This window comes from Paraburkholderia phymatum (genome assembly GCF_038900715.1).
GTDB lineage: Bacteria > Pseudomonadota > Gammaproteobacteria > Burkholderiales > Burkholderiaceae > Paraburkholderia > Paraburkholderia phymatum_A.
The window spans coordinates 77,095-101,987 of record NZ_JAYMRZ010000002.1; the positions used below are offsets into that span (position 1 = coordinate 77,095).

The following is a 24,893-nucleotide window of genomic DNA, read 5'->3' on the forward strand; positions in this document are numbered from 1 at the left end:
AGCGACCCCACATTCCAATTAATGTCAGGAGCAGCAAAGAATGACGGATGACCAGCTCTTCGATGCAGGTACTACAGTCGAATCGGCCGGAAAGGAAAGCATACTTCGCGACGTTCGAGCATATCGTCTCGCTCGTGTGCAGGAGCAATTGCGGAAGCACAAATGTCCCGCGATTCTGCTCTACGACCCGGTGAACATTCGATACGCCACCGACACGTCCAACATGCAAGTCTGGGCGGGCCGCAATCCCGCACGATACGTGATGGTCTTCGCCGACGGTCGCATCGTCGCATGGGAGTTTCACAGCAGCGAGCACGTATGGGACGGACTGGACCTGAACGTCGAGCTGCGCGGCGCACTCAGCTGGACGTTCTTTAATGCAGGGCACGAAGCGGAGCGCCGCGCTGAAACCTGGGGCGCCGAGATAGTTGACGTGTTCCGCAAGCATGCTCCAGGTGACTGTCTGTTGGCAGTGGACCGGCTCGACCCGTTCGGCACGGCCTATCTGGAAAAGCATGGAATTACGCTGCTGGACGGGCAGGCCTTGATGGAGACGGCTCGCTTGATCAAGTCACCTGGTGAGCTCGTTCTGATCGGCGAGTCTTTGCGCACCGCCGAAAAGGGAATCGAGCGCATGCGTCGCGAGCTCCGTCCGGGACTCACTGAAAACGACATCTGGGCAAACCTGCACTACGAGAACATTCGAAACGGCGGCGAGTGGATTGAAACGAGACTTCTCGCGTCCGGTGATCGAACCAATCCCTGGATGCACGAATGCTCCAGCCGGGTTTTGCAAGCTGTCGACCTGCTGGCATTCGACACCGATATGGTTGGGCCCAACGGTTACTGCTCGGATATATCGCGCACGTGGCTCGTAGGTAACGGCCGCCCTTCCGACGAGCAACGCAAGCTGTACGAGCATGCCTACGCGCAGGTCCACTTCAATATGGACGTTCTGCGTCCGGGCATGACGTTCCGCGAGTTCTCGGAAAAGGCATGGAAGATTCCGGACCAGTTCATCAAGAACCGATATTGCTGTCTTGCTCACGGCATCGGGATGGTCGACGAGTACCCGTCGATTGCGCACCAGGTCGATTGGGAGAGCGCGGGTTACGACGGCGTGTTCGAAGTCGGCATGACGGTATGCGTCGAAAGCTACATCGGCGCGGAAGGCGGTACTCAGGGCGTGAAGCTCGAGCAGCAGGTCGTGCTCACGGAGAAGGGTTGCGTCTCTCTCACCGATTGCAGTTTCGAGACCGACTGGCTGTGACGTTCTTCGAACAGGACCGCATTTGCATTTCATCTACACATGACATCAGGAGACGGCATGTCAGGCAATCGTGGAGTCGTATATATCGGACCTGGAAAGGTCGAGGTACAGAACATCGCATTCCCGGAACTCGTTGACCCAGCCGGCAGGAAAGCCAATCACGGCGTCATCCTTCGAGTCGTCGCAACGAACATCTGCGGCTCGGATCAACACATGGTTCGTGGAAGAACAACCGCTCCGGCCGGGCTTGTCCTTGGTCACGAGATCACTGGCGAAGTGATTGAAGTCGGCTCCGACGTCATGACATTGAAGAAGGGCGATCTGGTCTCCGTCCCGTTCAACGTGGCATGCGGCCGCTGCCCGATGTGCAAGGCGCAGAACACGGGCGTCTGTCTCAACGTCAATCCGGCACGCGCCGGAGGCGCATATGGCTACGTCGATATGGGCGGCTGGATTGGCGGTCAGGCCGAATACGTCATGGTGCCGTACGCCGACTTCAATCTGCTGAAGTTCCCCGACCGCGACCGCGCCATGGCCAAAATCCGCGACCTCACCTGCCTGTCCGATATTCTGCCGACCGGCTATCACGGCGCGGTGACCGCTGGGGTCGGACCTGGCTCGACTGTCTATATCGCCGGCGCAGGCCCTGTCGGAATGGCCGCTGCGGCGTCCGCGCGACTGCTTGGCGCTGCCGTTACCATCGTTGGCGACGTCAATCCGATACGGCTCGAACACGCTAGACGGGTCGGCTTCGAAACGGTCGACCTGTCGGACGATGCCTCGCTTGCTGAACAGATTGCCAATCTCCTCGGCGAACCAGAAGTCGACTGCGCCATTGACTGCGTTGGCTTTGAAGCTCACGGCCATGGTCACTCGGGTTCGCAAATCGAGGCCCCGGCCACCGTTCTGAACTCACTCATGGAAATCACGCGAGCTGCTGGCAAGATCGGCATCCCGGGTTTGTATGTGACCGACGACCCTGGCGCCGTCGATGCCGCAGCGAAGCACGGGAGTCTCTCTGTACGCTTCGGCCTCGGCTGGGCGAAGTCTCACTCCTTTTTCACCGGTCAAACGCCCGTGATGAAGTACAACAAAAATCTGATGCAGGCGATTCTGTGGGACCGGTTAAATATCGCCGAGGTCGTCAACGTGACCGTCATCGAACTTGACCAGGCACCCAGCGGCTACGCGGAATTCGATTCGGGTGTACCCAAGAAGTTCGTCATCGACCCGCACGGCAGTCTGAAAGCCGCTGCCTGACACAGGTGGCTACAACGTCGGGAAAGGCTGTGTGTATGTCTCTGAGGTGAGTACTTTGCGGCCGGTCGGAAGACCGGCTCTTTTTTTGGCGGAACGAAAACAGACAGCCCACTTAAGCTGGACATCTCCGCAAACTACCCCTTCCTGATTACGAACGCCGAATCATGGCGCCCGTATGTCGTTCCGCGAACACAGCACACAAGCAACGGCGCGTCGTGCCGATATCCATCCGCGATTTCTGCGCCTGACCGAAACGTTGCTCACGCTGCCTGCGCTCGATTTTCTCGAAGAGCACATTCTCGAATTTATTGGCCGCGCATCCCGTTCTAAGAAACGTCTTTACGCCGATCAGAGACACGATCGCGCGCGCCGAACTTTGCAAACGATCCAAGACGTTCGACGGTGAACGTGAACCGGCGAGACATTCTTGCACCGTCGCGAACGAGTGCCGGCCAACCTTCGTGGACTTTCGTAGCGCTTGCGGCTCGATCCAGAGCGTCGCAGGGCTGAAAAGAGAAGAAGCTCTGGTGATGTGGCGCATGAAGCCTGTAGCTGCCAGCGTCTGATGAGATTTCGAGCGAGAACTGGCGCGTGGGCCATTCGAACAGCGCACGGCCGCCCCAACCCGTAAAAACGTGATCGACCTGCGACCGAGGCAACGGATAGGTCACACCGAATTGCCAGGCGGGTGGTGTCGGTACATGCCGCGAGCGCTCGTCCCCGTCCGCTGAAAGCCACAGGCCACTGGCAGGCGCACACACCGACGTATCGGCATCACGGATCAGGAATGGACGAATGCCAATCGAAAACGGCATTGCCCTGTCCTTCCTGTTTTCGATCTCGATCTTCACGGTTAGCGTCGGGCCGTCAAGCTGGTATTCCTGAATAGCACGATACGACTCATGCAAAGTACTCGTCGCACACAGCTTTACGCTTCTCGCATCTATCCGCTCGATTTGCCAGTCTTGCACACCAACGGCATCCGCTAAACCAGGCTCTTCCGCGCAACTCCCGAATGCCCCGCGCAGATCTTTCGCAAGGCTCGACTGACGTCGGCGAATGCAGGGGCGCTGCAATAGCGGATAACACGCCAATTGATGCTTCTCTACAGCCGATGCCATTGTCGAAGGCCGCACGAACACGGGCGTCCAGATACCGCGATCGTTCCAGTCGAACTGCGAAATTCCTCCTCCCAAGCCCGCCGAAACTTCGAGCTTCAGGTAAGCGTTCGCAAGCGTCGCATGACTACTGATATGACTCGCTTTATTTGTATGCCCGATGACCGTCGGCGTGGTGTCCATGACGGCCGAACCCGTCGCGTCGATCTCGCGCGCTCGCAACGTAGACATATCTTCCTTCCTATAGGTGGGTCACACTGTCTTGACAAGCGCTGTCTCGTCGGGGACACCCGTGTCCGGTCGCCGGGTTCCGGGCGGCGAATCGGGTTTCGTGCCCAGACCCGTGCCGCCCGACTGCCGTCGTGCCGCATGGCGCTCGATGATTCGCTGCAGCACACAGAAGACACATAACAATGCGCCGATCACGATGCGCGTCCACCATGAACTGAGCGTGCCGTCGAACGTGATCAATGTCTGGATCGTGCCGAGTATGCCGACGCCGAACAACGATCCGATCAGATAGCCGACCCCGCCTGTCAACAACGTGCCGCCAATCACAGTGGCGGCGATCGCGTCGAGTTCCATGCCCTGCGCCTGCAGCCCATAGCCGCTCAGCACGTAGAGGGTGAATACGACCCCTCCCAGCGCGGAACACAGCCCGCTGAGCGCATACACGCCCACCTTCGTGCGCGCGACGGGCAGTCCCATCAACAGCGCTGACCGCTCATTGCCCCCGACCGCATAGACATTCCGGCCAAAGCGCGTGAAGTGCGCGACGTAGATCGAGAATGCGAGCATGGCGATCGCGATGAGCGCACCCGCGTTGAGTGACCCGCCGCCAATGCGGAAACTCAGGCTGGCAATCGCATGAAAGGTCGGCTCGTTGATCGTGATCGACTGCGTCGTAATGAGGAAGCACGCGCCGCGTGCGAGAAACATGCCGGCGAGCGTTACGATGAACGGCTGTAGCCTGAAAAAGTGGATCAGCGCGCCCATTGCCGCGCCGTACAGCGCACCAAAGGCCAGTACGAGCGGCACGATGACCCAGATCGGCCAATGCAGGCGTTCGGCGCCCATCGCACAGAGAACCGTCGTCAATGCAACGACTGCGCCGACGGACAGATCGATGCCGCCCGACAGGCTCACAAACGTCATGCCGATCGCGACAATCAGAAGAAACGCATTGTCGACGAACAGGCCCGTCAGCACCTGCATCGAGAAGAAGCCGGTGTACATGACCGAGCCGAATCCGAACAGCGCGGCAAACAGCAGGATAGTCACGGCGATGGGCAGCGTACGAGGGTCGGCCAGGCGGCCAATGAGCTTGTTCATGACGTCGTCGACTCTGTGGCTGCGCTCGACCGCGCGGAAGGGAGGACCCGCCTGATCTCTCTGATCAGCAACCCGCGCGTTGCTTCGGACTGGATCATGCTGACCACGATCACGACGACGGCTTTGACGACCAGCGTCGCTTCTGGCGGAACCCCGATCGAGTACGTCGTGTACGTAAGCGTCTGGATGATGAGTGCGCCGAGCACCGTGCCCGCGAGGCTGAAGCGGCCGCCGAGCAGCGATGTACCGCCGAGCGTCACCGCCAGGATCGCGTCGAGTTCGAGCAGCAGCCCCGCATTGTTGCCGTCGGCACTGCGCACGTTCGAACTCGCGATGATCCCCGCAATCGCCGCCATCGCTCCGCAAAACACATAGACGCTAAACACGATCGCGCCAGAGCGCAGTCCGACAAGGCGGGTCGCGACGGGATTCACGCCGATCGAGCGGATGAAGAGACCGAGTGCCGTGCGATGGATGAGCAGCGCCGTCATCGCCGTGACGGCTATCGCGATCCACACCGAACAGGGCACCGTTGCAAAGTAACCGTCACCGAGCTTCAGGTAACCCGGCGCGCCGATGGGAATGATCTGTCCGCTTGTCAGCAGCTGCGCGACGCCGCGCCCCGCGACCATCAGGATGAGCGTGGCGATGATCGGCTGCATGCCGACGAACGCGACGAGCACGCCATTCCAGACGCCCGCGAGCACGCCGACGCCGAGCGCCGCAAGCAGCGCGCCGCCAACATTCGAAGGATCCGCCTGCAAGACGATAGCGGCCGCCGCACCTGCAATCGCAACGATGGCGCCGACCGAGATGTCGATACCGCGTGTTGCGATGACGAGCGTCATGCCGAGCGACACGATCACGAGCGGCGCCGCGCGGTTCAGGATGTCGATCGGCGCACCGAACAGATGACCGTCGAGCAGCGTGATCGAAAGGAAGCTGGCCCGATGCGCGAGGTCGAGCGCGAACAGCAGCACGAGCGTCAGCGCAGGCCAGACCAGCTGATGGTGAAGCCATGTTCTGATCCGGTTCATGACTGCCCCCCTGCAATGAGCCGATACACCTGATCTTCCGACACGCCTTCGCCAGATATCTCCGCGACCTTGCGCCGGTCGCGCAGCACGGCAATCCGGTGACTCACGCGCACGACCTCGCTGACTTCCGATGAAATGAACAGAATCGCGAGACCTCTCGCGCACAGCGAGAGCACGCGATCCATGATGTCGAACTTCGCCGCCACATCGATGCCGCGCGTAGGTTCATCGAGGATCAACAGCCTGGGTTCGGTGGCGAGCCACCGGGCAAGCAGCACTTTCTGCTGGTTGCCGCCCGACAGCAGGCCGATGGGTTGCTCCGCATCGCGCGCCTTGATATCGAGCCGCGCGATGTACTCGTCCGCAATCTCGCGCTGGCGCGACGGCCGGATCATGCGCCACCAGCCACGTCGTGCCTGGAGTGCGAGGATGATGTTCTCGCGAATCGACAGCGCGGCAACGATACCCTCCTTCTTGCGATCCTCCGGACAATACGCAATGCCATGGCGCACTGCCTGATGCGGCGACGTCAGCTTCACGTTCGCACCGTCGACCTGCGTCGAGCCCGTGTCGGCGCGCTCGGCGCCGAACACGAGGCGCGCGGTCTCGGTACGCCCCGAGCCGAGCAGTCCCGCAAGGCCCACGATCTCGCCCGGCCGCACTTCGAGATCGACGGGATTCATCAGCCCTCGCCGGCCTACGCCGCTCATCGACAGCAGCGGCTGCGTGCGATTGTCTGCGCGCGCCGCCTCCGACGCGCCTTCCTTGAGCCGCTCGCTCATCCGTTCGTGGCCCGTCATCTTCGCGACCAGCACGTCGACGGGCAGGTCGCTTGCCCGATACTCGCCCTCACGCTCGCCGTTACGCATCACGGTAATGCGATCGGAGACGGCATAGGTTTGCTCGAGGAAGTGCGTGACGAACAGTATCGCCATCCCCGATGCCTTGAGTCGCCGCAGGACGGAAAACAGTCGCGCGACCTCGCCGTCGTCGAGGCTCGATGTCGGCTCGTCGAGAATCAACACGCGCGCGTCGACCGAGACCGCGCGCGCGATCGCGACCATCTGCTGCACGGCGATCGGATAGGCGTCGAGCGAGCGCGTGACGTTGAGGGAAAGATCGAGGTCCGCAAGCACCTTGCGGGCGCGTATATGGATGGTTTTCCAGTCGATCGCACCACGCTTCATCGGCTGCCGGCCGACGAAGATGTTCTCCGCCACCGACAGGTTCGGGCACAGGTTCACTTCCTGATAGATCGTCTGGATTCCCGCCGCTTCGGCGTCGAGCGGGGCCGCGAAGTGCACGGTCTTTCCGCCCAGCCGGATTTCGCCTCGATCATGTCCGTACACACCCGTCAGCACGTTGATGAGCGTCGATTTGCCCGCGCCGTTCTGACCCATCAGCGTATGGATCTCGCCGGGAAAGAGCCGGAAATTCACCTGCTGCAACGCCTTCACGCCCGGAAACGTCTTCTCGATGCCGGACATCTCGAGGATCGGTGTTGAATTCATGGCCATACGCACCTGAAAAGCGCACCTGAAAAGCGCACCTGAAAACCGCGCTGCCAGAAGGATCGTGAACAGGCGGCAGCGGTCCGGCTGGCAGCACCAGACCGCCTTGCGAAAGCCGTCGGCTTCGGGCGCCCCGTCAGTACTTTCGGCTCGGGAGAGTCTGCGCCGCGACGTTCATCGGGAAAACCGTCTCGTTCGTCACGATGCGCTTGGGCACCTGCTTGCCTGCGACGACGTCTTTCACGGCCGACATCAGCTGTGGTCCGAGAAGCGGGCTGCATTCGACGTCCACGTTGATCTTGCCGGCGATCATCGCCTCGAAGCCGCCTTTGGTTGCGTCGAACGATACGACGGTCACGTCCTTGCCCGGCTTGATGCCCGCTTCCTCCATGGCCTGGATCGCACCGAGCGCCATGTCGTCGTTATGCGCGTACACGACGTTGATCTGCTTGCCGTAGGACTTGGCGAACGCTTCCATCACCTGCTTGCCGCCGGCGAGCGTGAAGTCGCCGCTTTGCGAAGCGATGATCTTGAACTTCGGGTCCTTCTTGACCACTTCCATCAACCCTGCGTGACGATCGTTGGCGGGCGCCGAACCGACTGTGCCTTGCAGTTCCGCGATGTTGATGGGACCCGGCTCGTTCTTGTAACGTTCTTCGAGCCACCGGCCGGCTCGTCGTCCTTCCTCCAGGAAGTCGGAGCCGATCATCGTCACATACAACGAAGTATCTTTCACGTCGACGGCGCGATCGGTGAGGATCACCGGAATGTGCGCTGCCTTTGCTTCGTTCAGCACGGGTTCCCAGCCGGATTCCACGACCGGCGAGAAAGCAATGACATTCACCTTTTGCGCGATGAACGAACGGATTGCCCTGATCTGGTTTTCCTGTTTTTGCTGGGCATCGGAGAACTTCAGGTTGATCCCCGCATCCTTTGCCGCACTTTTCACCGACACGGTATTTGCCGTGCGCCACGCGCTTTCTGCGCCGACCTGTGAAAACCCGAGCGTAATCTGCTTTTCCTGAGCCGACGCGCTGCTACCGGCCGCAAACATCAGTGCCGTACTGACAAGCGTGCCGAATGCAAGCCTGCTGATGAGTCTCATGTTCTGTCTCCTATGTACTAAATCTGTTAGTACTGCCTTCCCGCTTGATACGGGCCGACGTCTCGACGTGGCATAACGACCATCTGCGCGGTCAGAGCGCGTCTGCGAGGCCCTACTTCGCTCGTGTCCTCCTTCCCGGAATGACTGATTACAAGAGCCCGCGCACGCTGGTCCGGACTCTTCGCCGCGCGGGCCCGGTTAAAGTCAGACCGCCCGCTTGCTGCGGCGGAACTGGTCGAACAACACCGCGAGCAGCAGAATGCCGCCGCGAATCAGGTATTGATAGAAAGTGGGCACGTTCATGAGGCTCATCGCGTCCTGAACCGCGCCCATGATCAGCACGCCGACCAGCACGCCCGAAATCGTCGCCACGCCGCCCGTGAGGGACACGCCGCCGAGCACACATGCGGAGATCACGCCGAGTTCCAGTCCCACGGAAGTCTTCGGGTCCCCGAGGCTCATCCGCGATGCGAGCATGACGCCGGCAAAACCCGTCACGAGACCTTGCAGGACGAACACTGCGACCTTGATGCGCGTGACGGGCAAGCCCGCTAGCAGCGCCGCTTCGCTATTTCCGCCGACCGCGAGTACGTTCTTGCCGAACACGGTCTTCTTGAGCAGAAAGCCAAAAACGGCGAAGCCGATAATGTTGCTCCAGATCGGAAACGAGATGCCGAGGAAAGAGCCGCCGCCGAGATCGAAAAAGCTCTCCTCGGAAATCATCACGGCATCGCCGTTCGAAGTCAGGAACGCGAGGCCGCGCACGGCTTCCATCATCGCAAGCGTGGCGATCAGCGAGTTGATCTTGAAGCGGGCGATCAGCACGCCGTTGACGAGCCCTACGGCTCCGCCCGCGAGCACACCCGCAGCGACACCGAGCAGCACGCTATGCGACTGCGTAATCACGGTCGACGCGACGACACCTGAAAACGCGACGATTGAAGCAACGGAAAGGTCGACCTCGCCCAGCGCGAGCACGAACATCATCGTGACCGCGATCGAGCCGATCAGCGTGACCGACAACAGAAGGCCCTGGATGTTGCGGGTCGTGAGGAAGTCCGGCACCGTTACGGAAAGCACCGCGAACAGCACCACGAATACCACGACGATGCCCGACCTGTTGATCATGTCCCACGCGCGCGCACGCGAAGGCGTGATCGGCGCGGCGGACTGGTTGGCGGCGGAAGTGCCCTGTGATTGCATGGCTTGACTCATCTCTGGTTCATCATTCGAATCGTGAGCGCCGCAGATGCTGCGAGCACGCACGGCAAATCCGTTGCGTTAGTGCGGCAGCGCCATCCTGATCAGTTCATCAGGCGATGCCTGGGCCTTCGGCACGCAGCCCGCTATGCGCCCTTCGCGCATGACGATGATGCGATCCGCCACGCCGATCACTTCGGCGAGATCGCTCGACACCATCACTACCGTGCGCCCCGCTTCGGCCAGCTCGTACAGCAGGTTGTAGATCTCGGCACGCGCGCCGACGTCGATGCCGCGCGTGGGTTCGTCCATCAGAAACACTTCGATGCGTTCGGCGAGCCAGCGCGACAGGATGACCTTCTGCTGGTTGCCGCCCGAGAGCGTGCCGATCGCTGTTTCGCCGTTGCGCGTCTTGATCGCGAGCTTCTGGATGTAGTCCTGCGCCAGTTCGCGCTCGCGCCTGGGATCGAGCAGGAACCGCGCGGGACTGAAGTGACGGCGCGCGCTGATATTCAGGTTGTCCGCCACCGAGGCGATCGCGACGATCCCTTCCTGCTTGCGGTCTTCGGGACACAGCGCGATGCCCGCGCGCACGGCATCGCGCGGGCTCGCGAAGTTCACGCGCTTGCCGTCGAGTTCGACGTGCCCTGCACTGGCGCGCGTCGCCCCGTAGATCAGCTTCATCAGCTCCGAGCGGCCCGCGCCCACGAGCCCGAAGAAACCGACGATCTCGCCGCGCCGTGCCGTGAACGAGATCGGTTCGGCAAGTCCCGGCCCGAGCAGTCCCTTCGCTTCCAGCAACACGTCTCCGGCCTCGCGCGGACGATAGCCGTAGACATCGGAAATCGAACGGCCCACCATCGCCGCAATCAGCCGATTGCGGTCGAGTTCGGCGACGGACTCGAAAGTCTCGATGCGCTTGCCATCGCGAAACACCGTGACGCGGTCGCACAGCTCGTAAACCTCGTCCATGCGGTGGGTGACGTAGATGATCGCGCGCCCTTCTGCGCGTAGCGCGTTGATGATGCGAAAGAGGTTCTCGGTTTCGCGCGCCGAGAGCGAGCTCGTGGGCTCGTCGAAGGCGATCACGCGCGCGTCGCGCATCAGCGCCTTGCCGATCTCGATCATCTGGCGCTGGCCGATCGAGAGGTTCTTGACGGGCGTGCGTGGATCGATGCGCTCGCCGAGACGCTTGAGCTCGTCCATCGCACGCTCGACGAGCGCGCGCTCGTCGAGCACGCCCAGGCGATTGGGGAGTTGTCCGAGCATCAGGTTTTCAGCGACCGTCAGCTCGGGCACGAGATGCAGTTCCTGATAGATGATGGCGATGCCAGCCTCGATCGCGGCCTTCGTCGTCGTGAACTTCTGTTCGACGCCGTTCAGACGCAACGTGCCTTCCTGCGGCTGATTCACACCCGACAGCACCTTGAGCAGCGTGGATTTACCCGCGCCGTTCTCTCCCATCAGGCCGTGCACTTCACCAGCGCGCACTTCCAGCGACACTCCGTCGAGCGCGCGCACGCCCGGAAAACTCACGGTGATTCCGTGAAGTTCCAGATAGGCGCGCTTGCCCTGTTGAGCCTCAGCGTTCGCCGCTTCCGTCGCGCCCGCACAAGTCATGGTTTCAGTCATTGCATCCCTGCCCTTCTTTCGCCTTTACGCTCGACGCGATCGTCAGATACCCAGTTCCGTGCGCACCGCCTGCCAGTTGTCGCGCGTCATCAGCTTGCCGGTGGTCTGGGTGTCCGCGGCCGGCTCTTTGCCGCTGCGAATCCAGTCGATCAGGTTCTGCGCGCTTTGCTTGCCGTGGTTCGTCGAGCTGACAGCGATCGTGCCGAAGAAGCCCGTCGGTTCCTTTTTCTGGAACTCGGCGAACGCCTCACCCGCGCCATTGATACCGACGCCGATCACGTCCGCTGAAGGAATGTGCAGCTGCTCGGTCGCACGCACGCCGCCCAGCACGCTTTCTTCGTTCAGCGCGAAAACCACCCACTTCTTGATGTTCGGATGCTTGGACAACACGGGCGATGCTGCATTGAAGCCGCCTTCGTCATCAGTGGTCTTTTGCGGCGCGTCGAAGATGTTGTCCTTCTTGAAACCGTTCGCGAGCAGCGTCTGCGTCGCGCCATCCGTGCGCAGCTTCGCCGTCGGCAGTTCATAGTCGGTGATGCGGATCGCACCCACTTCTTCCGGCTTCCAGCCGCGCTTCTTCATCTCATCTGAGATCGCCTGGCCCACCTGGTTGCCGATCTTGAACGCGGACATGCCGAGGTGCGGAACGTCGCCAAGCGGCTTGCCCGACGAGTCGACCAGCTGGTCATCGACGGTGACGAACTTCATGCTGTAGCGCTTTGCGCGAGCGCGGATAGCCGGTCCGAGACGCACGTCGGGCGCGCAGATCACGAAGCCCTGTGCCCCTTGCGCACCGAGGTTGTCGATCGCGGCGAGCACCTTCTCGCCGTCGGGCGTGCCGATGTTGACGACCGAGAAGTTCTCCTTCTGGCCAAGCGCCGTGGCAGCCTTCTGCTCGTTGATGAACCACGCCTGCTCAGGCATCTTCACGAGAAAGCCGATCTTGGCTGGCGAATCGGCGTGGGCCGCCATGTTCATGCCGAGCGGCGCGATACACATTGCCGCAAACATCGCACGAAGCGTGAAACGGCGGATTTTGCTGGTCATGTTGCTAGTCTCCTCTGATATGGTTGTTGCGAAGGGTCGATAAAGCGTCTAGCGGCCGAAGGCCTCAACTTCAATCTGCTTGCCAAGCAGGAATGCATCGGCGACGAGGCGCAACGGTCGCACGTCCACGTCGTCGGTGCCGTGCGCGATGAGCCAGTGAAAGCGTTCATAAAGCGCCGCGTACTCACGCTCCGGGCCGAGTTCGATCGGGTCGCCCGCGATTGCGAGGCGCTTGCCGCCTTCGCTGATCGAAAGCAGGCCATCCGTCGTTTCGACATCGATTTGCCATTGCTCGACAGGGCCGTGGCGCCAGTCGAATTCGACGCGCACGGGCGCGCCATCGGCGTCGATGCAGTCGAGTTCGGCAGCGATGGGCGTTGCGCAATCTGCCGGCACATGCAGCGTTGCGTCGCGCAGCAGTACTTCATGCGGCAGGATGCGCGTCACAATAGACAGCGCGTTGATGCCCGGATCGAACACGCCGAGGCCGCCCGGTTCCCAGATCCATTGCTGCCCCGGATGCCAGCGCCGCACGTCTTCCTTCCAGCGCACATGCACCGCGCGGATCGTGCGTTCGGCGAGCCAGCTGCGCGCGGGTTCGACAGCGCTGGCACAGCGGGAATGCCAGGTGGCGAACAATGTCCGGTTCTGCTTGCGTGCAAATTCAGAAAGCGCGATGACCTCGCTCACGCTCGCACCAGGCGGCTTTTCGAGCATCACATGCTTGCCCGCTTCGAGCGCGGCGCGCGCCTGTTCATAGCGGACCTGCGGCGGCGCACAGAGCGTGACGGCATCGAGGTCGGTTTCGGCCTCGAGCATTGCGCCGATGTGCGTGTAGTTGCGCACGTTCTCCACGTGCGCATTCCGGCTCGCGGTCGCGACGAGCGCGAACCCCGGGTTGCCTGCGATTGCCGGCAGATGTTGGTCGCGCGCGATCTTGCCCACGCCGACGATGCCCAATCTGTAGGGTGCGTTCATGCTTTTCATTTACCCCACTGCAGCACAAGCGGATTCAGACGACGCGCGATGTCGATCAGCTCGGCGCGTGTATCCGGATGCATCGCGGGCAACGGATGGCGCGGCAATTCGCACGCAATCACGCCGCCTTCTTTCATCAGCGACTTGCAGGCGAGCAGACCGGCCTGACGGTTCTCGTGATTGATGAGGGGCAGCCACTTCTGATAAAGGTCGAAGGCGTCGTCGATGCGGCCTTCGCGATGCGCTTCGATGATCGGGCGAATGCCGTCCGGAAACCCGCCGCCCGTCATCGAGCCCGTCGCGCCCGCGTTCAGGTCCGCTAGCAGCGTGATCGCTTCTTCGCCGTCCCACGGTCCTTCCACCGCATCGCCGCCGAGCCGGATCAGTTCTCGCAGCTTGTTTGCCGCGCCCGGCGTTTCGATCTTGAAGTACGAGACCTGCTCGATTTCGCGCGCCATGCGTGCGAGCAACGGTGCCGAAAGCACCGTGCCGCTCGCGGGCGCATCCTGAATCATGATCGGAATATCGATGGCGTCGGACACGCGTGCGTAGAACTCGAAGATCTGCGACTCGGGCACGCGGAACGTAGCGCCGTGATACGGCGGCATCAGCATGACCATTGCCGCGCCTTGCTCCTGTGCGCGCCTGCTGCGCGCAGCGGCCACGTTGGTGCCGTAATGCGTGGTGGTGACGATCACGGGCACGCGGCCCGCGACGTGTTCGAGCACGGTGCGCGTGATGACCTCGCGTTCGTCGTCCGAGAGCGAGAACTGCTCGGAGAAGTTCGCGAGAATGCATAGACCGTCCGAGCCCGCGTCGATCATGAAATCGACAGCGCGCTTCTGGCTGGCGAGATCGAGTTCGCCGGTCTCCGTGAAGGTAGTCGGCACGACGGGGAAAATGCCCCGGTAGCGGGGCGTACGGCTCGTATTCTTGCCGGGTTGCGGCACCTGTGGATTCGTCATCCTGTCTCCTCATTCATGTCACCAGTCCGCGTCGCATCGCAAGGTCGTGTGGCGCGCGGATCTTCCTGGTCAGCGCTCTACGAAGTGCGCTGCGTTTCCGGTTTGCCCGCAAAGCGTCGGCGCAGGTTGAGCGGATTGGCGTCGCGCAGCGCGTCGGGCAGCAGGTTATCGGCGAGATTCTGATAGCAGACCGGGCGCAGGAAGCGCTCGATCGCCGCCGTTCCCACCGAGGTACTGCGGCCATCCGACGTGGCCGGAAACGGGCCGCCGTGAACCATCGCGTCGCACACTTCGACGCCCGTCGGAAACCCGTTCGCGAGCACACGGCCCGCCTTGCGCTCGATGAGCGGCAGCAGCGAGCGCACGAGTTCGCCGTCGGCGGATTCTGCGTGCAGCGTGATCGTCAGCTGACCTTCAATGTTGCGCAGCACCGCGCGCAGTTCGAGCGCATCGGCGCATTCCACGAGCACGCTGCTGGGTCCGAATACTTCTTCGCCGAGCGTCGGGTCCGCGAGCAGAGCCTTTGCGCTCACGCGCAACAATGCCGCTTGTGCGCGGCCGGGCGCTGCGTGACCGCGTGCGAGCGTTGTCACATGCGGATGTCGTATCAACCGCTCGATGCCGCGTTCGTAGTTGCTCAGAATGCCCGGCGTCAGCATCACGCCCGCGCTCGCACCGCTGAATTCCCGAGCGGCATCGGCGGCGAAGGCGTCGAACTCGTTGCTCGAAAGCCCGAGCATCAGGCCGGGATTGGTGCAGAACTGCCCGCAGCCCAGCGTCGCCGATGCGGCGAACTCGCGCGCCAGCGTCTCGCCGCGCGCGGCAAGCGCGCCGGGCAGCAGGACATTTGGATTCACGCTGCTCATTTCGGCGTAAACCGGAATCGGCTCTGCGCGCGCCGCCGCGAGCTTGATCAACGCAAGACCACCTGCGCGCGAGCCGGTGAAGCCGACTGCGCGTATTGCAGGATGCCGGACAAGCGTACTGCCCACGTCGTGGCCCGCGTCGAACAGCAGCGAAAACACGCCCGCAGGCAAACCGGCCGCCGCCACCGCGTCCTGGATGGCGCGGCCCATGAGTTCCGACGTGCCCGGATGCGCGGGATGGGCCTTCACGACAACGGGACAACCGGCTGCGAGTGCCGAGGCCGTATCGCCGCCCGCAACCGAAAATGCCAGCGGAAAATTGCTCGCGCCGAATACCGCCACGGGACCGACGCCGATGCGCCAGAAGCGCAGATCGGTTCGCGGCGGCTGACGCTCGGGCAACGCGGGTTCGATGCGCGCATCGAGTGCGTCGCCGCTGCGCACGAGTGCTGCGAACATGCGCAACTGGTTCGCCGTGCGCGCGCGCTCGCCTTCGAGACGCGCGCGCGGCAGACCACTTTCCGCCATCGCGCGCTCGATGAGTTGATCGCCGAGCGCTTCGATACGCACCGCGCAATCGTCGAGGAATTGCGCGCGCTTTTCGGCAGGCAACGCGCGATAAACGTCGAACGCTTCGTCGGCAAGCTCGCAGGCTTTGTCGACGTCGTTGCTCAATGCGCCGTGGAATACGGGTTGCGCAATGGCTTCGCCGGTTGCCGCATCGAGCGCGTGGAATGGCGCGCCTTCGCCGCGCTTTGCTCGGCCCGCGATCAGCAGTTCACCCGTGAGTTGGATCGTCATGATCTGCCTTCGATGCGCGTCAGTGCGAATGGCGCGGCACGGCGGCGCCACGTTGTCCAACGAGGAAATCGAGGTCGCAGCCTTCGTCGGCCTGCAGCACGTGATCGACGTAGAGGCGCGCATAACCGCCCCTGCCCGCCTGCTCGGCGACGCCCGGCGCAGCGGCCGGATCGATGTCGGAGAGGCGGCGCCTGAGTTCTTCCTCGCTGATGTCGAGATGCAGGCGCCCCGCTTCGCAATCGAGCTCGATCCAGTCGCCGTCGCGCACCGCGGCAAGCGGACCGCCCGCCGCCGCTTCCGGCGCGACGTGCAGCACCACCGTGCCGTACGCGGTGCCGCTCATGCGCGCGTCGGAGATGCGCACCATGTCCTTGACGCCCTGGCGCAGCAGCTTCGGCGGCAAGCCCATGTTGCCGACCTCGGCCATGCCCGGATAGCCTCGCGGTCCGCAGTTCTTCATCACGAGGATCGAGTCTTTATCGACGTCGAGCGATTCGTCTCCAATCGCTGCCTTGTAGTGATCGAAGTTTTCGAACACCACCGCGCGGCCGCGATGCTTGAGCAGCTCAGGTGTAGCCGCCGACGGCTTGAGCACGGCACCACGCGGGGCGAGATTGCCGCGCAGGATGCAGATGCCGCCGTCCGCGATGAGCGGTCTGTCCAGCGGGCGAATCACCTCGTCGTTGTAGTTGGGCGCCTCGCGTACGTTGTCCCAGATCGACTTGCCGTTGACGGTCAGCGCGTCGGGATGCGGCAGCAGGTTCGCCTCGCCCAGGCGCCGCAGCACTGCAGGCAGGCCGCCTGCGTAATAGAACTCTTCCATCAGGAAGCGACCCGACGGTTGCAGATCGACGATGGTCGGCGTGTTGCGGCCGATGCGCATCCAGTCTTCCAGTTCGAGCGGCACGCCGACGCGTCCCGCGATCGCCTTCAGATGAATGACGGCATTGGTCGAGCCGCCGATCGCCGCATTCGTGCGGATCGCGTTCTCGAATGCCTCGCGCGTAAGGATCTTCGAGAGCTTCAGATCTTCGAGCGCCATCTGCACGATACGGATGCCCGACATGTGCGCGAGCACGTAGCGGCGTGCGTCCACGGCCGGGATCGCCGCGTTGTGCGGCAGCGATACGCCGAGCGACTCGGCCATGCAGGCCATCGTCGAAGCCGTGCCCATCGTGTTGCACGTACCCGCCGAGCGGGACATGCCCGCTTCCGCCGACAGGAAGTGATGGAGATCGATCTCACCCGCCTTCAGCGATTCGTGCAGTTGCCATACTGCAGTGCCCGAGCCGATGTCCTTGCCTTCGAGCTTGCCGTTGAGCATGGGACCGCCCGTCACGACGATCGCGGGCACGTCGACGCTTGCGGCGCCCATCAGCAGCGCGGGCGTGGTCTTGTCACAGCCGCACAGCAGCACGACAGCGTCGATGGGATTGCCGCGGATCGCTTCTTCCACGTCCATCGACGCGAGATTGCGCGTGAGCATCGCTGACGGACGCAGGTTCGATTCGCCGTTCGAGAACACGGGGAACTCGACGGGGAAACCGCCCGCTTCATAGATGCCGCGCTTGACGTGCTCGGCGAGCTTGCGGAAATGCGCATTGCAGGGCGTGAGCTCGGACCACGTGTTGCAGATGCCGATGATCGGACGGCCGTCGAATTCGTGATCGGGGATGCCCTGGTTTTTCATCCAGCTTCGATACATGAAGCCGTTCTTGTCCGTGGTGCCGAACCACTGTTGGGACCGCAGTTTGGGTTTGGTTGCCGACATCGCCTGTCTTTTGGGAGGGTCAGATTTGCGTGCAGTGTATGAACAAAATTGATAACCTACTAATGAAAACTTGGACGCTTACGATATCGGTTCATATATTGGTATTAATACTTAGCCATGCTGGACACGAACCCCTGGTATGTGCGCACGCGCCTGAAGACCCGGCAATTGCTGCTGGTCGTCGCGCTTGCGGAGGAAGGCAACATTCATCGCGCCGCGGCGGTGCTGAACATGACGCAGCCAGCCGCTTCGAAGCTGCTGCGCGAACTGGAAGAGATGGTTGGAGCAGTTCTATTCGAACGCATGCCGCGCGGCGTGCGGCCAACGCTCTATGGCGATGCGCTCATCCGGCACGCACGCGTCGTGCTGGGCAGTCTCGAACAGGCCCAGGACGAACTCGCCGCCCTTAAGGCAGGACGCCTCGGTCACGTTGCAGTCGGCGCAATCACGTCGCCGGGAGTGCGGCTTCTTCCGGCAGCTGTCGCGGCTGTCAAGCGCATGCACGCGAACATCCGCGTCTCGGTTGAAATAGACACCAGCAATGTGCTGCTCGAGCATCTGGGGCAAGACAAGCTCGACATCGTAATCGGGCGGCTATCGGCTGAGCATGACAAGCTTCAGCTGCGCTACGAGGCGCTCGCCGGCGAACCGGTCCGCGCCGTGGTTCGCCGAGGTCATCCGCTGCTGACCGGGACGCCGATCGAGCTGGCTGACGTCCAGCGCAGCGCGTGGATCGTGCCGCCAGCGGGCAGTGTGCTGCGGCACCGTTTCGAGCTGATGTTTCAGCGTGCAAGCCTCCCGCCGCCGTCGAACGTCGTCGAGACGGCTGCGTTGCTCTTCGTCACGCGTGTGCTGGAAAAAAGCGACATGATTGCGGTGCTCGCCGAAGACGTTGCGCGCTACTACGCGGCGCACGGCATGGTGGAAATCCTGCCCCTGCCGATGGAATGCAGAATGGACGACTTCGGGTTGATCACGCACGGTGAAAAACTGCTGTCGCCCGCAGCGGCTCTGATGATCGACGCGCTGCGCGCGGCGAGCCGCGAGACGTATGACCTGCCCTGCCGTGTCTGAACAGGCGCTGTTGATGCGCTTACGACCAGGTTGAGCGCGGAAGTAGACACGACGCAGGGTTCATGACAGCCGCGCGATCTCCGGTTGTGACGTCGGCTTCGTTTCAAATGAATCGACCTCTGGAAGGCGCCACGTCTGTTCCGCACTCGACCTGATCCCTCCTTCCTCTTTCCTCTGCCCGAAGCCGCCGCGTCGAAACGAGCGCATGGCCGTATCCACAACCGGATAGAGGTGGGGCCTTACAGCGAATGAATCGCGATTCAGTGAACAGGAATTGCTGCGTTGAAAATCAAGACCATGATCAAGCCCACCACAGCCACGATGGATTGAACCACCGAGATGGTTTGGGTGGCTTCGCCCATGGTCATGCCAAAGGTTTCCTTGACCATCCAGAAGCCGGCATGGTTGGCATAGTTGAAAAACAGCGAGCCGCAGCCAATGGACAAGGCCAGCAAAGGCAGGTTGAGGCTGGGATCGGCGCCGGCCAGCGGTGCGAGCAAGCCAGCCGCGCCCACGATACCTACCGTGGCCGAGCCGGTGGAGACGGACAGCAGCATCGCGATCAACCAGCCCAGAATCAGCGGGGGAAAGGCAAACTGCTGCGTCAGATGCACGATGGCATCGCCGACCTTGGCACTGGTCAGCATCTGCTGAAAGGCGCCGCCTCCCGCGATAATCATGATGATGGAGGCAATGGGCTTGAGACTCTTGCCGAGCGCATCGCGCAGCGTGTCCGCATCGCCTCCGCGCGCGATGACCAGGGCCACCGTGGCGAACAGCACGCCCAGCAGCATGGCGATCAACGGATCGCCCAAAAAGCTGGTCACATGCATGACGGGAGTCCCTTTCGGCATCACCATTTCGGCGACCGCATGAACCAGCATCAGGATCGCGGGTAGCAAGGCTGCGAGCACGCCGAGCGCGACGCCGGGCCGCTGGCCATCGCCCGCCTTCCCGGTGACGGTGAACTGGTCCAGCAACGCCTGGTCGGGTTTGGTGCTCATGCGCGGCGAAATGAATGCGCCATAGAGCGGGCCGCCCAGAATCATGGCCGGAATGGCTGCCAGAAACCCGTACAGCATGGTGGGGCCCACGGCGGTTTTGAGGCTGGCGATGGCTGTCAGAGGGCCGGGGTGAGGCGGCACCATGCCATGCATGGCAGCCAGAGCCGAGATCACGGGAACGCCGACGTACACGTAAGCCGAGCCTTTGAAGCGAGAGTGGCTTTCCAGCTTGCGCGCCACGCTGAATATCAGAGGCAGCATGACCACCAGACCCACTTCGAAAAACATGGGGATGCCCACCACAAAGGCCACTAGCGTCATGGCCCAAGGGATCATCCGATCCGAGGCGCGTCTCAGAATGGCTTCGGCGATTTGCTCCGTGATACCGGCGTCAGCAAGGATCTTGCCCAGCATGGCGCCCAGTGCGATCACGACGCCCACCGCGCCCAATGTCTTGCCCGCGCCGTTGATCAAGTGCTTGACGATGCTTTCCGGCTCCATGCCGGTTGCAAAGCCCACACCAACGGAAACGACGAGCAAGGCTAGAAGCGGGTGCATTTTGATGCGCGACACGATGAGCGCGACCAGCACCAACACGCTGACCAACGCGGTCAACAACAGCTGTATATCCAGATGGGTCATGAATCACTCTTGGTTTTGGCTGGCTTTCCCGACACGTCCTCCGCATTCGACCATGCAACAAGGTCCAACTGAAAAAGGCATGCAGACTCCGGTTGCAGCGTGTTGCTGTTGCCGTTGCTGTTGCCGCGACGCAAGATCGATGGGAAAAGTCTTCTTAGGAGGGCGCCAGCTATGTTGTGAGGTGACTGGGTTCGAAACAACGGAAGTTTTGCCGTACGCAGGGAAGCGAATGGAATTGACTGTTCCACCTTAATGCATGGCCATTGGGTTCGAGAAAAAATTCCGCGGACCTGAGACTATCGTGGAACGCCCGGTGATACAAGCGCGAGTCGGCGTTTGCGCGCCCATCGCGATGGAGTGCGCCTGCCTGGATGACACTGACGCGTCCATGTCGCGCAGGCCCTTCTTGTGGGTCGGGATATAAGCAACCACCCCTCCCCGCCACGCACAATGGCCTTCTATAAAACGCCCCGTCCCAACGGGAACCAACGGGAACCAACGTCGCCGCATATCAGTCATCCTGATTCCACCAGGCGCGCACGCTCACCGTTCGATCGAACTCGCGACGCCTGAACGATGCACGATAAGATTCAGCGAGACAACAATCGAGGCCCTTGACACCATGCCGAGCGGAACAACACCTCACGCTTGCACCCGCACAACGACTCACACCTTTCTGCTAATTCACGGCGCGTGGCACGGCGGCTGGTGCTGGCGCTTCGTCGTCGATCGTCTCGTCGGGCGAGGTCATCGCGCGTTTGCGCCGACGCTGACCGGCCTCGGCGAGCGTCGTCATCTGGTCGAAGCGGCCACTTCGCTCGATGTCTCGATCAACGACATCGAGCATCTCATCGAAGCGGAGGAACTGAGCGATGTGATCCTGGTAGGCCACAGCTTCGGCGGGCTCGTCGCTTCCGGCGTGGCGGACCGGATGCCTCACGCGATCCGCTCGCTCGTGTTGCTCGACAGTCTGCTCGTCGAGAACGGAAAAGCGGCCTTCGACGTGCTGCCGAAAAGCGTCGTCGAAGAGCGCATGGACTCGGTGAAGGCAAGCGGCCAGCATCTGGCGATGCCCGTCAATGGACTGAAGGGCACGGGCATCCCGGACGATCATCCGCTCGCCGACTGGGTGCGCCGCCGGCTCACGCCGCATCCGCTCGCGACTTATACGACGCCCCTCACGCTGAAGCATCCGCTGGGCAACGGACTGCCCCGCACCTACGTACACTGCGCGAGCCCTTCGTATGACACGCTCGCACCCGTGCGCGAACACATCAAGACCTTGCCCGGCTGGAACTGGGAAACGATCGACACTGGCCACGACGCGATGGTGCTCGCCCCCGACCTGCTAGTCGATCTGCTGGAACGGCTCGCGGAAAAATCATAACGAGGCAACGCGAGCAAGCCGCGTTGCCTCGTAAAGCGCTTTCAGACGGCCAGCGCCTCCGCCTGCCCGAATGTCTTGGGCAATCCGGCGCGCGCGATTGCGCCCGTGAACGGTTCCCCCTGCAACCATCCGGCGATGGTCTCGCGAATCGCGAGCAGCTTGCCGATGTCGACGCCCGTCTTCATGCCCTGCGCTTCGAGCATGAACACCGTGTCTTCCGTGTTGATGTTGCCCGTCGCGTTCGGTGCGAACGGGCATCCGCCGAGGCCGCCGAGCGACGCATCGAAAGCGCGCACGCCCGCGTCGAGCGCGGCCATCACGTTGGCGAGGCCGAGGCCGCGCGTGTCGTGGAAATGGCACGCAACGGGAAGCGGGCCCGCCAGCTTCATCACCTGACGCATCAGCGCATTGACCTGCGAGGGGTTCGCATAGCCGACGGTATCGGCGATGGTGATTTCGCCCGCGCCCGCGTCGATCAGCGCTTCGACGAGGCCGAGCACGGTGCCCTCGTCGATCCTGCCCGCGATCGTGCAGCCGAAAGCCGTCGCCACGCCCGCGCCGAGCACGATCGCCGGATCGGTTTTATCGCGTGCCGCGACGCGATTCACGATTGATTCACGACGGCGCGGAACGCCGTCGCCGCCTGATCGCGGGCATGGGTGCTTGCCAGTCGAATCCAAAAAAAGAAGCCCGGCACATTGTCCGGGCCCGGGAAAAATGGTCACTGCCGGCGAGTTCAACCACGTCGCCATGTTCGACCGGCTCTTGACCATCCGCGTGGATACCCCCTCCATCGCTACTATCGATTCGGAGTCTAGCGTCCAATGCTTAACGGTTACTTAGCCCAAGTCGTTCGACATGCCGGTTGGTTGCCGGAACATCGGTCTTTCATATGGCTTAGCGAGTGCCCGTCGCGTTCGGGCGCGGGCGGTGAGGATCAGCGGGCGCTCGCGAAAAACGATGCGCTCGTGCGGAGTCTCGCCAAGCGCGTGCGCGATGACGGCTTCGGCTCGCATCATGGCGACTGGGCCGCGCAGGCGAAGATCAGCGCCGTCGCGGTGGCGATCGTGTCGCACGAGCGCGTGCCCGCGAGTCTGAGCGTCGTGTTTCTGTCGCTCGCGTTGAGTCTCGCGGACGCAACGCGGCGCTACGTGCCGGAGTCGCAGAAGGCAGCCGCCGAGATGGTGGCGGCGCTCGATGCTGTCGGGCACAAGTCGCGTGCTCGCGACGCGTCTTGACGGCTGCGCACATCATCAAATCCATGCGACAGCCCGCCGCATCGCTTCAGCTAAGGCCGCCCCTCGCTCGGCACTTCCGATGCCTTGCTGAGTTCTCCCATGAGAATCCGCGCGATGAAATTCGCGGGCGGGCGGCCATCGGGCGCCGCAGCCGTCGTCGCCCACGTGACGATTGTCGTTTTCGTTGCAGGATCGTAGCCCATGAACGTATTGAAGCCGGGTATTTCGCCCGTGTGCCCGTAAAACGTGCCGAATTTGGCCAGGCCGAGGCAGTAACTGGCCGCCATCGGGTCCGACGGCTGGACCGACTGGCAACTGGCGAGCCGTTGTGCCTGCAGATCGGCGTTCAGATAGCCGCCGCCCACCATCCGTTGCACGTACGCCGCCAGTTCCTTCACGGTCGAGATGCCTGAGCCGGCAGTCCAGGCCCAGGATGTGTTCACGCCCGTCACATCGGTGGGTTGCAACGTCCCGTTCTTCGCGGCCGCCTGACGCTCAGGGGATAGCGCGTCGCTATCCGCCGTCTCGGCATTGGTACCCCACTGGTAGCCATGCGGCGACGGCGCAGGCAACGACGTGTCGTCCTGCGGCGGAAGCAACGTATCGGTCAAGCCGAGCGGCGCAAAAAGACGCGCCTTCATTGCGTCTGCGGCACTCATCCCCGTTAGCTGCTCGATGACGAGTCCAAGCAACACTGTGTTCGTGTTCGAATAGCGAAAATCCGCCCCTGGTGCGAAATACACCGGCTGGCCAAACCCGATGTTCAGCAGTTCCGTGGTGGTCCACACTTTGTTCGGCTGCGAATCGAGCGTCTGGTTGAACGCGAGACTGGTCGAATAGTTGTAGAGGCCGCTGCGCATCGTCAGCAACTGTTCGATCGTGATCTGGTCGCCGTTGGGCACGTTCGCGATGTATTTGCCGATGGGATCGCTCAGCTTTAGCGCCCCTTCCTGCACGAGTTGCAGAATCACCGTGCCAGTCCAAGTTTTCGTCACGCTGCCGACGCGAAAGTGAGCGGTCGTCGGTATCGGCGTGTTCGTGCCTCGCACTGCCGTTCCGAACGATTCGAGCCAGTCGCCGTTCGGCGATTGCACATACACGACGGCACCCGACGTCATCGTGTCCGCGAGCAATGCGTTGATCTGCGGGCGCGCTGCGGTAGCGAATGCCGGCTCGCCCGATGCTGGCGTGTCGTCACCGCCGCAACCGGGCACCGCCACGCCGATTGCAGTTGCCAATACAACCGCATACAGGCCACGCGAAAGCACGCGCGCTGAGTACGTAACAAAGCGGGAAGTTGCCATTGATTTTTCCCTTCATGATCCTGGCGCCATGTCGCGATGGCCGGTACAGCATCGCTGGATACAGGCTGCTTCACGAGCGGGCGCTTACCGAAACGGACAAACCTGAGGAGAGCGCGCTGCACTTCGGCTTTCGGGGCTATCGCCTTTCGTTCTTTTTCCGTGCGTGCTGAACAACTATAGGATGTGAATTGCAAATCGGGCGTGCAATTCACGGAAGCAGGAATCGGCTGCCGCGTTCGGCGTATTGCCTTTGCAGCAGAAACTTAAGAGGGCTTCGTTAGATGAGCGGAAACCAGGCAGCCGGTACGCCGCCCTGCATTGCGGAATCGACGTCGCGCGAATTGCGCCAAA

Annotated in this window: 20 protein-coding genes; 5 read left to right on the forward strand and 15 right to left on the reverse strand. The window is 62.3% G+C overall.

What is annotated here, in order from left to right; genetic code table 11:
- Positions 1–40: 40 nt before the first annotated feature.
- Together VSR68_RS03720 and fdhA are read left to right on the forward strand one after the other, a co-directional pair.
- The gene (locus tag VSR68_RS03720) at positions 41–1,270 is read left to right on the forward strand and encodes a Xaa-Pro peptidase family protein (RefSeq protein ID WP_342938499.1); all 1,230 of its coding nucleotides are present in this window, start codon (positions 41–43) and stop codon (positions 1,268–1,270) included.
- 57 nt (positions 1,271–1,327) lie between these two features.
- Positions 1,328–2,530 (forward strand): formaldehyde dehydrogenase, glutathione-independent, encoded by a 1,203-nt coding sequence (gene fdhA / locus VSR68_RS03725; RefSeq protein WP_342938500.1) that lies wholly within the window; start codon positions 1,328–1,330, stop codon positions 2,528–2,530.
- 326 nt (positions 2,531–2,856) lie between these two features.
- On the opposite strand, the gene VSR68_RS03730 is transcribed toward fdhA, so the two are convergent.
- The 12 genes from VSR68_RS03730 to VSR68_RS03785 all read right to left on the reverse strand — a co-directional run bounded on the left by VSR68_RS03730 (position 2,857) and on the right by VSR68_RS03785 (position 17,893).
- Positions 2,857–3,879: an aldose epimerase gene (locus tag VSR68_RS03730; protein ID WP_342938501.1), complete on the reverse strand. Its 1,023-nt coding sequence runs from the start codon at positions 3,877–3,879 to the stop codon at positions 2,857–2,859.
- A 21-nt stretch (positions 3,880–3,900) separates the two neighbouring features.
- Positions 3,901–4,980, reverse strand: coding sequence for a galactofuranose ABC transporter, permease protein YjfF (gene yjfF, locus VSR68_RS03735; protein WP_342938502.1), 1,080 nt, complete (start codon positions 4,978–4,980; stop codon positions 3,901–3,903).
- On the reverse strand, positions 4,977–6,017 hold the full coding sequence (locus tag VSR68_RS03740; protein WP_342938503.1) for an ABC transporter permease: 1,041 nt from the start codon (positions 6,015–6,017) through the stop codon (positions 4,977–4,979). The genes yjfF and VSR68_RS03740 overlap by 4 nt, the downstream gene beginning before the upstream one ends.
- Positions 6,014–7,528 (reverse strand): sugar ABC transporter ATP-binding protein, encoded by a 1,515-nt coding sequence (locus tag VSR68_RS03745; protein WP_342938504.1) that lies wholly within the window; start codon positions 7,526–7,528, stop codon positions 6,014–6,016. The genes VSR68_RS03740 and VSR68_RS03745 overlap by 4 nt, the downstream gene beginning before the upstream one ends.
- A 136-nt stretch (positions 7,529–7,664) precedes the next feature.
- Positions 7,665–8,633, reverse strand: coding sequence for an ABC transporter substrate-binding protein (locus tag VSR68_RS03750; RefSeq protein WP_342938505.1), 969 nt, complete (start codon positions 8,631–8,633; stop codon positions 7,665–7,667).
- Positions 8,634–8,837: 204 nt separating this feature from the next.
- Complete coding sequence (gene araH, locus VSR68_RS03755) at positions 8,838–9,848, reverse strand: L-arabinose ABC transporter permease AraH (protein WP_342938506.1); 1,011 nt, start codon at positions 9,846–9,848, stop codon at positions 8,838–8,840.
- Positions 9,849–9,914: 66 nt separating this feature from the next.
- Positions 9,915–11,465, reverse strand: a complete 1,551-nt coding sequence (araG, locus tag VSR68_RS03760) for an L-arabinose ABC transporter ATP-binding protein AraG (protein ID WP_428983447.1) — start codon at positions 11,463–11,465, stop codon at positions 9,915–9,917.
- A gap of 42 nt (positions 11,466–11,507) precedes the next feature.
- Complete coding sequence (locus VSR68_RS03765) at positions 11,508–12,512, reverse strand: arabinose ABC transporter substrate-binding protein (protein WP_342938507.1); 1,005 nt, start codon at positions 12,510–12,512, stop codon at positions 11,508–11,510.
- Positions 12,513–12,560: 48 nt separating this feature from the next.
- A complete protein-coding gene (locus tag VSR68_RS03770) occupies positions 12,561–13,490 on the reverse strand; it encodes a Gfo/Idh/MocA family oxidoreductase (RefSeq protein WP_342938508.1) in 930 nt (309 codons plus the stop codon).
- 5 nt (positions 13,491–13,495) lie between these two features.
- Positions 13,496–14,455, reverse strand: coding sequence for a dihydrodipicolinate synthase family protein (locus tag VSR68_RS03775; protein ID WP_342938509.1), 960 nt, complete (start codon positions 14,453–14,455; stop codon positions 13,496–13,498).
- Positions 14,456–14,532: 77 nt separating this feature from the next.
- A complete protein-coding gene (locus VSR68_RS03780; RefSeq protein WP_428983448.1) occupies positions 14,533–16,122 on the reverse strand; it encodes an aldehyde dehydrogenase (NADP(+)) in 1,590 nt (529 codons plus the stop codon).
- A gap of 19 nt (positions 16,123–16,141) precedes the next feature.
- Positions 16,142–17,893 (reverse strand): IlvD/Edd family dehydratase, encoded by a 1,752-nt coding sequence (locus VSR68_RS03785; protein ID WP_342938510.1) that lies wholly within the window; start codon positions 17,891–17,893, stop codon positions 16,142–16,144.
- A 117-nt stretch (positions 17,894–18,010) separates the two neighbouring features.
- On the opposite strand from VSR68_RS03785, the gene VSR68_RS03790 reads away from it, so the two are divergent.
- Positions 18,011–18,967: a LysR substrate-binding domain-containing protein gene (locus VSR68_RS03790; RefSeq protein ID WP_342938511.1), complete on the forward strand. Its 957-nt coding sequence runs from the start codon at positions 18,011–18,013 to the stop codon at positions 18,965–18,967.
- A 260-nt stretch (positions 18,968–19,227) separates the two neighbouring features.
- On the opposite strand, the gene VSR68_RS03795 is transcribed toward VSR68_RS03790, so the two are convergent.
- Entirely contained in the window at positions 19,228–20,613 is a 1,386-nt protein-coding gene (locus tag VSR68_RS03795) for a gluconate:H+ symporter (RefSeq protein ID WP_342938512.1), read from the reverse strand.
- A 622-nt stretch (positions 20,614–21,235) separates the two neighbouring features.
- On the opposite strand from VSR68_RS03795, the gene VSR68_RS03800 reads away from it, so the two are divergent.
- Positions 21,236–22,000 carry an alpha/beta hydrolase gene (locus VSR68_RS03800; protein WP_342938513.1) on the forward strand — a complete coding sequence of 255 codons (765 nt, stop codon included), beginning with the start codon at positions 21,236–21,238 and terminating at the stop codon, positions 21,998–22,000.
- Between the two features lie 41 nt (positions 22,001–22,041).
- On the opposite strand, the gene VSR68_RS03805 is transcribed toward VSR68_RS03800, so the two are convergent.
- Complete coding sequence (locus VSR68_RS03805) at positions 22,042–22,608, reverse strand: hypothetical protein (protein ID WP_342938514.1); 567 nt, start codon at positions 22,606–22,608, stop codon at positions 22,042–22,044.
- 360 nt (positions 22,609–22,968) lie between these two features.
- On the opposite strand from VSR68_RS03805, the gene VSR68_RS03810 reads away from it, so the two are divergent.
- Entirely contained in the window at positions 22,969–23,238 is a 270-nt protein-coding gene (locus tag VSR68_RS03810) for a hypothetical protein (RefSeq protein ID WP_342938515.1), read from the forward strand.
- A gap of 50 nt (positions 23,239–23,288) precedes the next feature.
- Here the strand turns inward: VSR68_RS03810 and VSR68_RS03815 are convergent, their stop codons facing one another.
- A complete protein-coding gene (locus tag VSR68_RS03815) occupies positions 23,289–24,542 on the reverse strand; it encodes a serine hydrolase domain-containing protein (protein ID WP_342938516.1) in 1,254 nt (417 codons plus the stop codon).
- Positions 24,543–24,893: the final 351 nt, after the last annotated feature.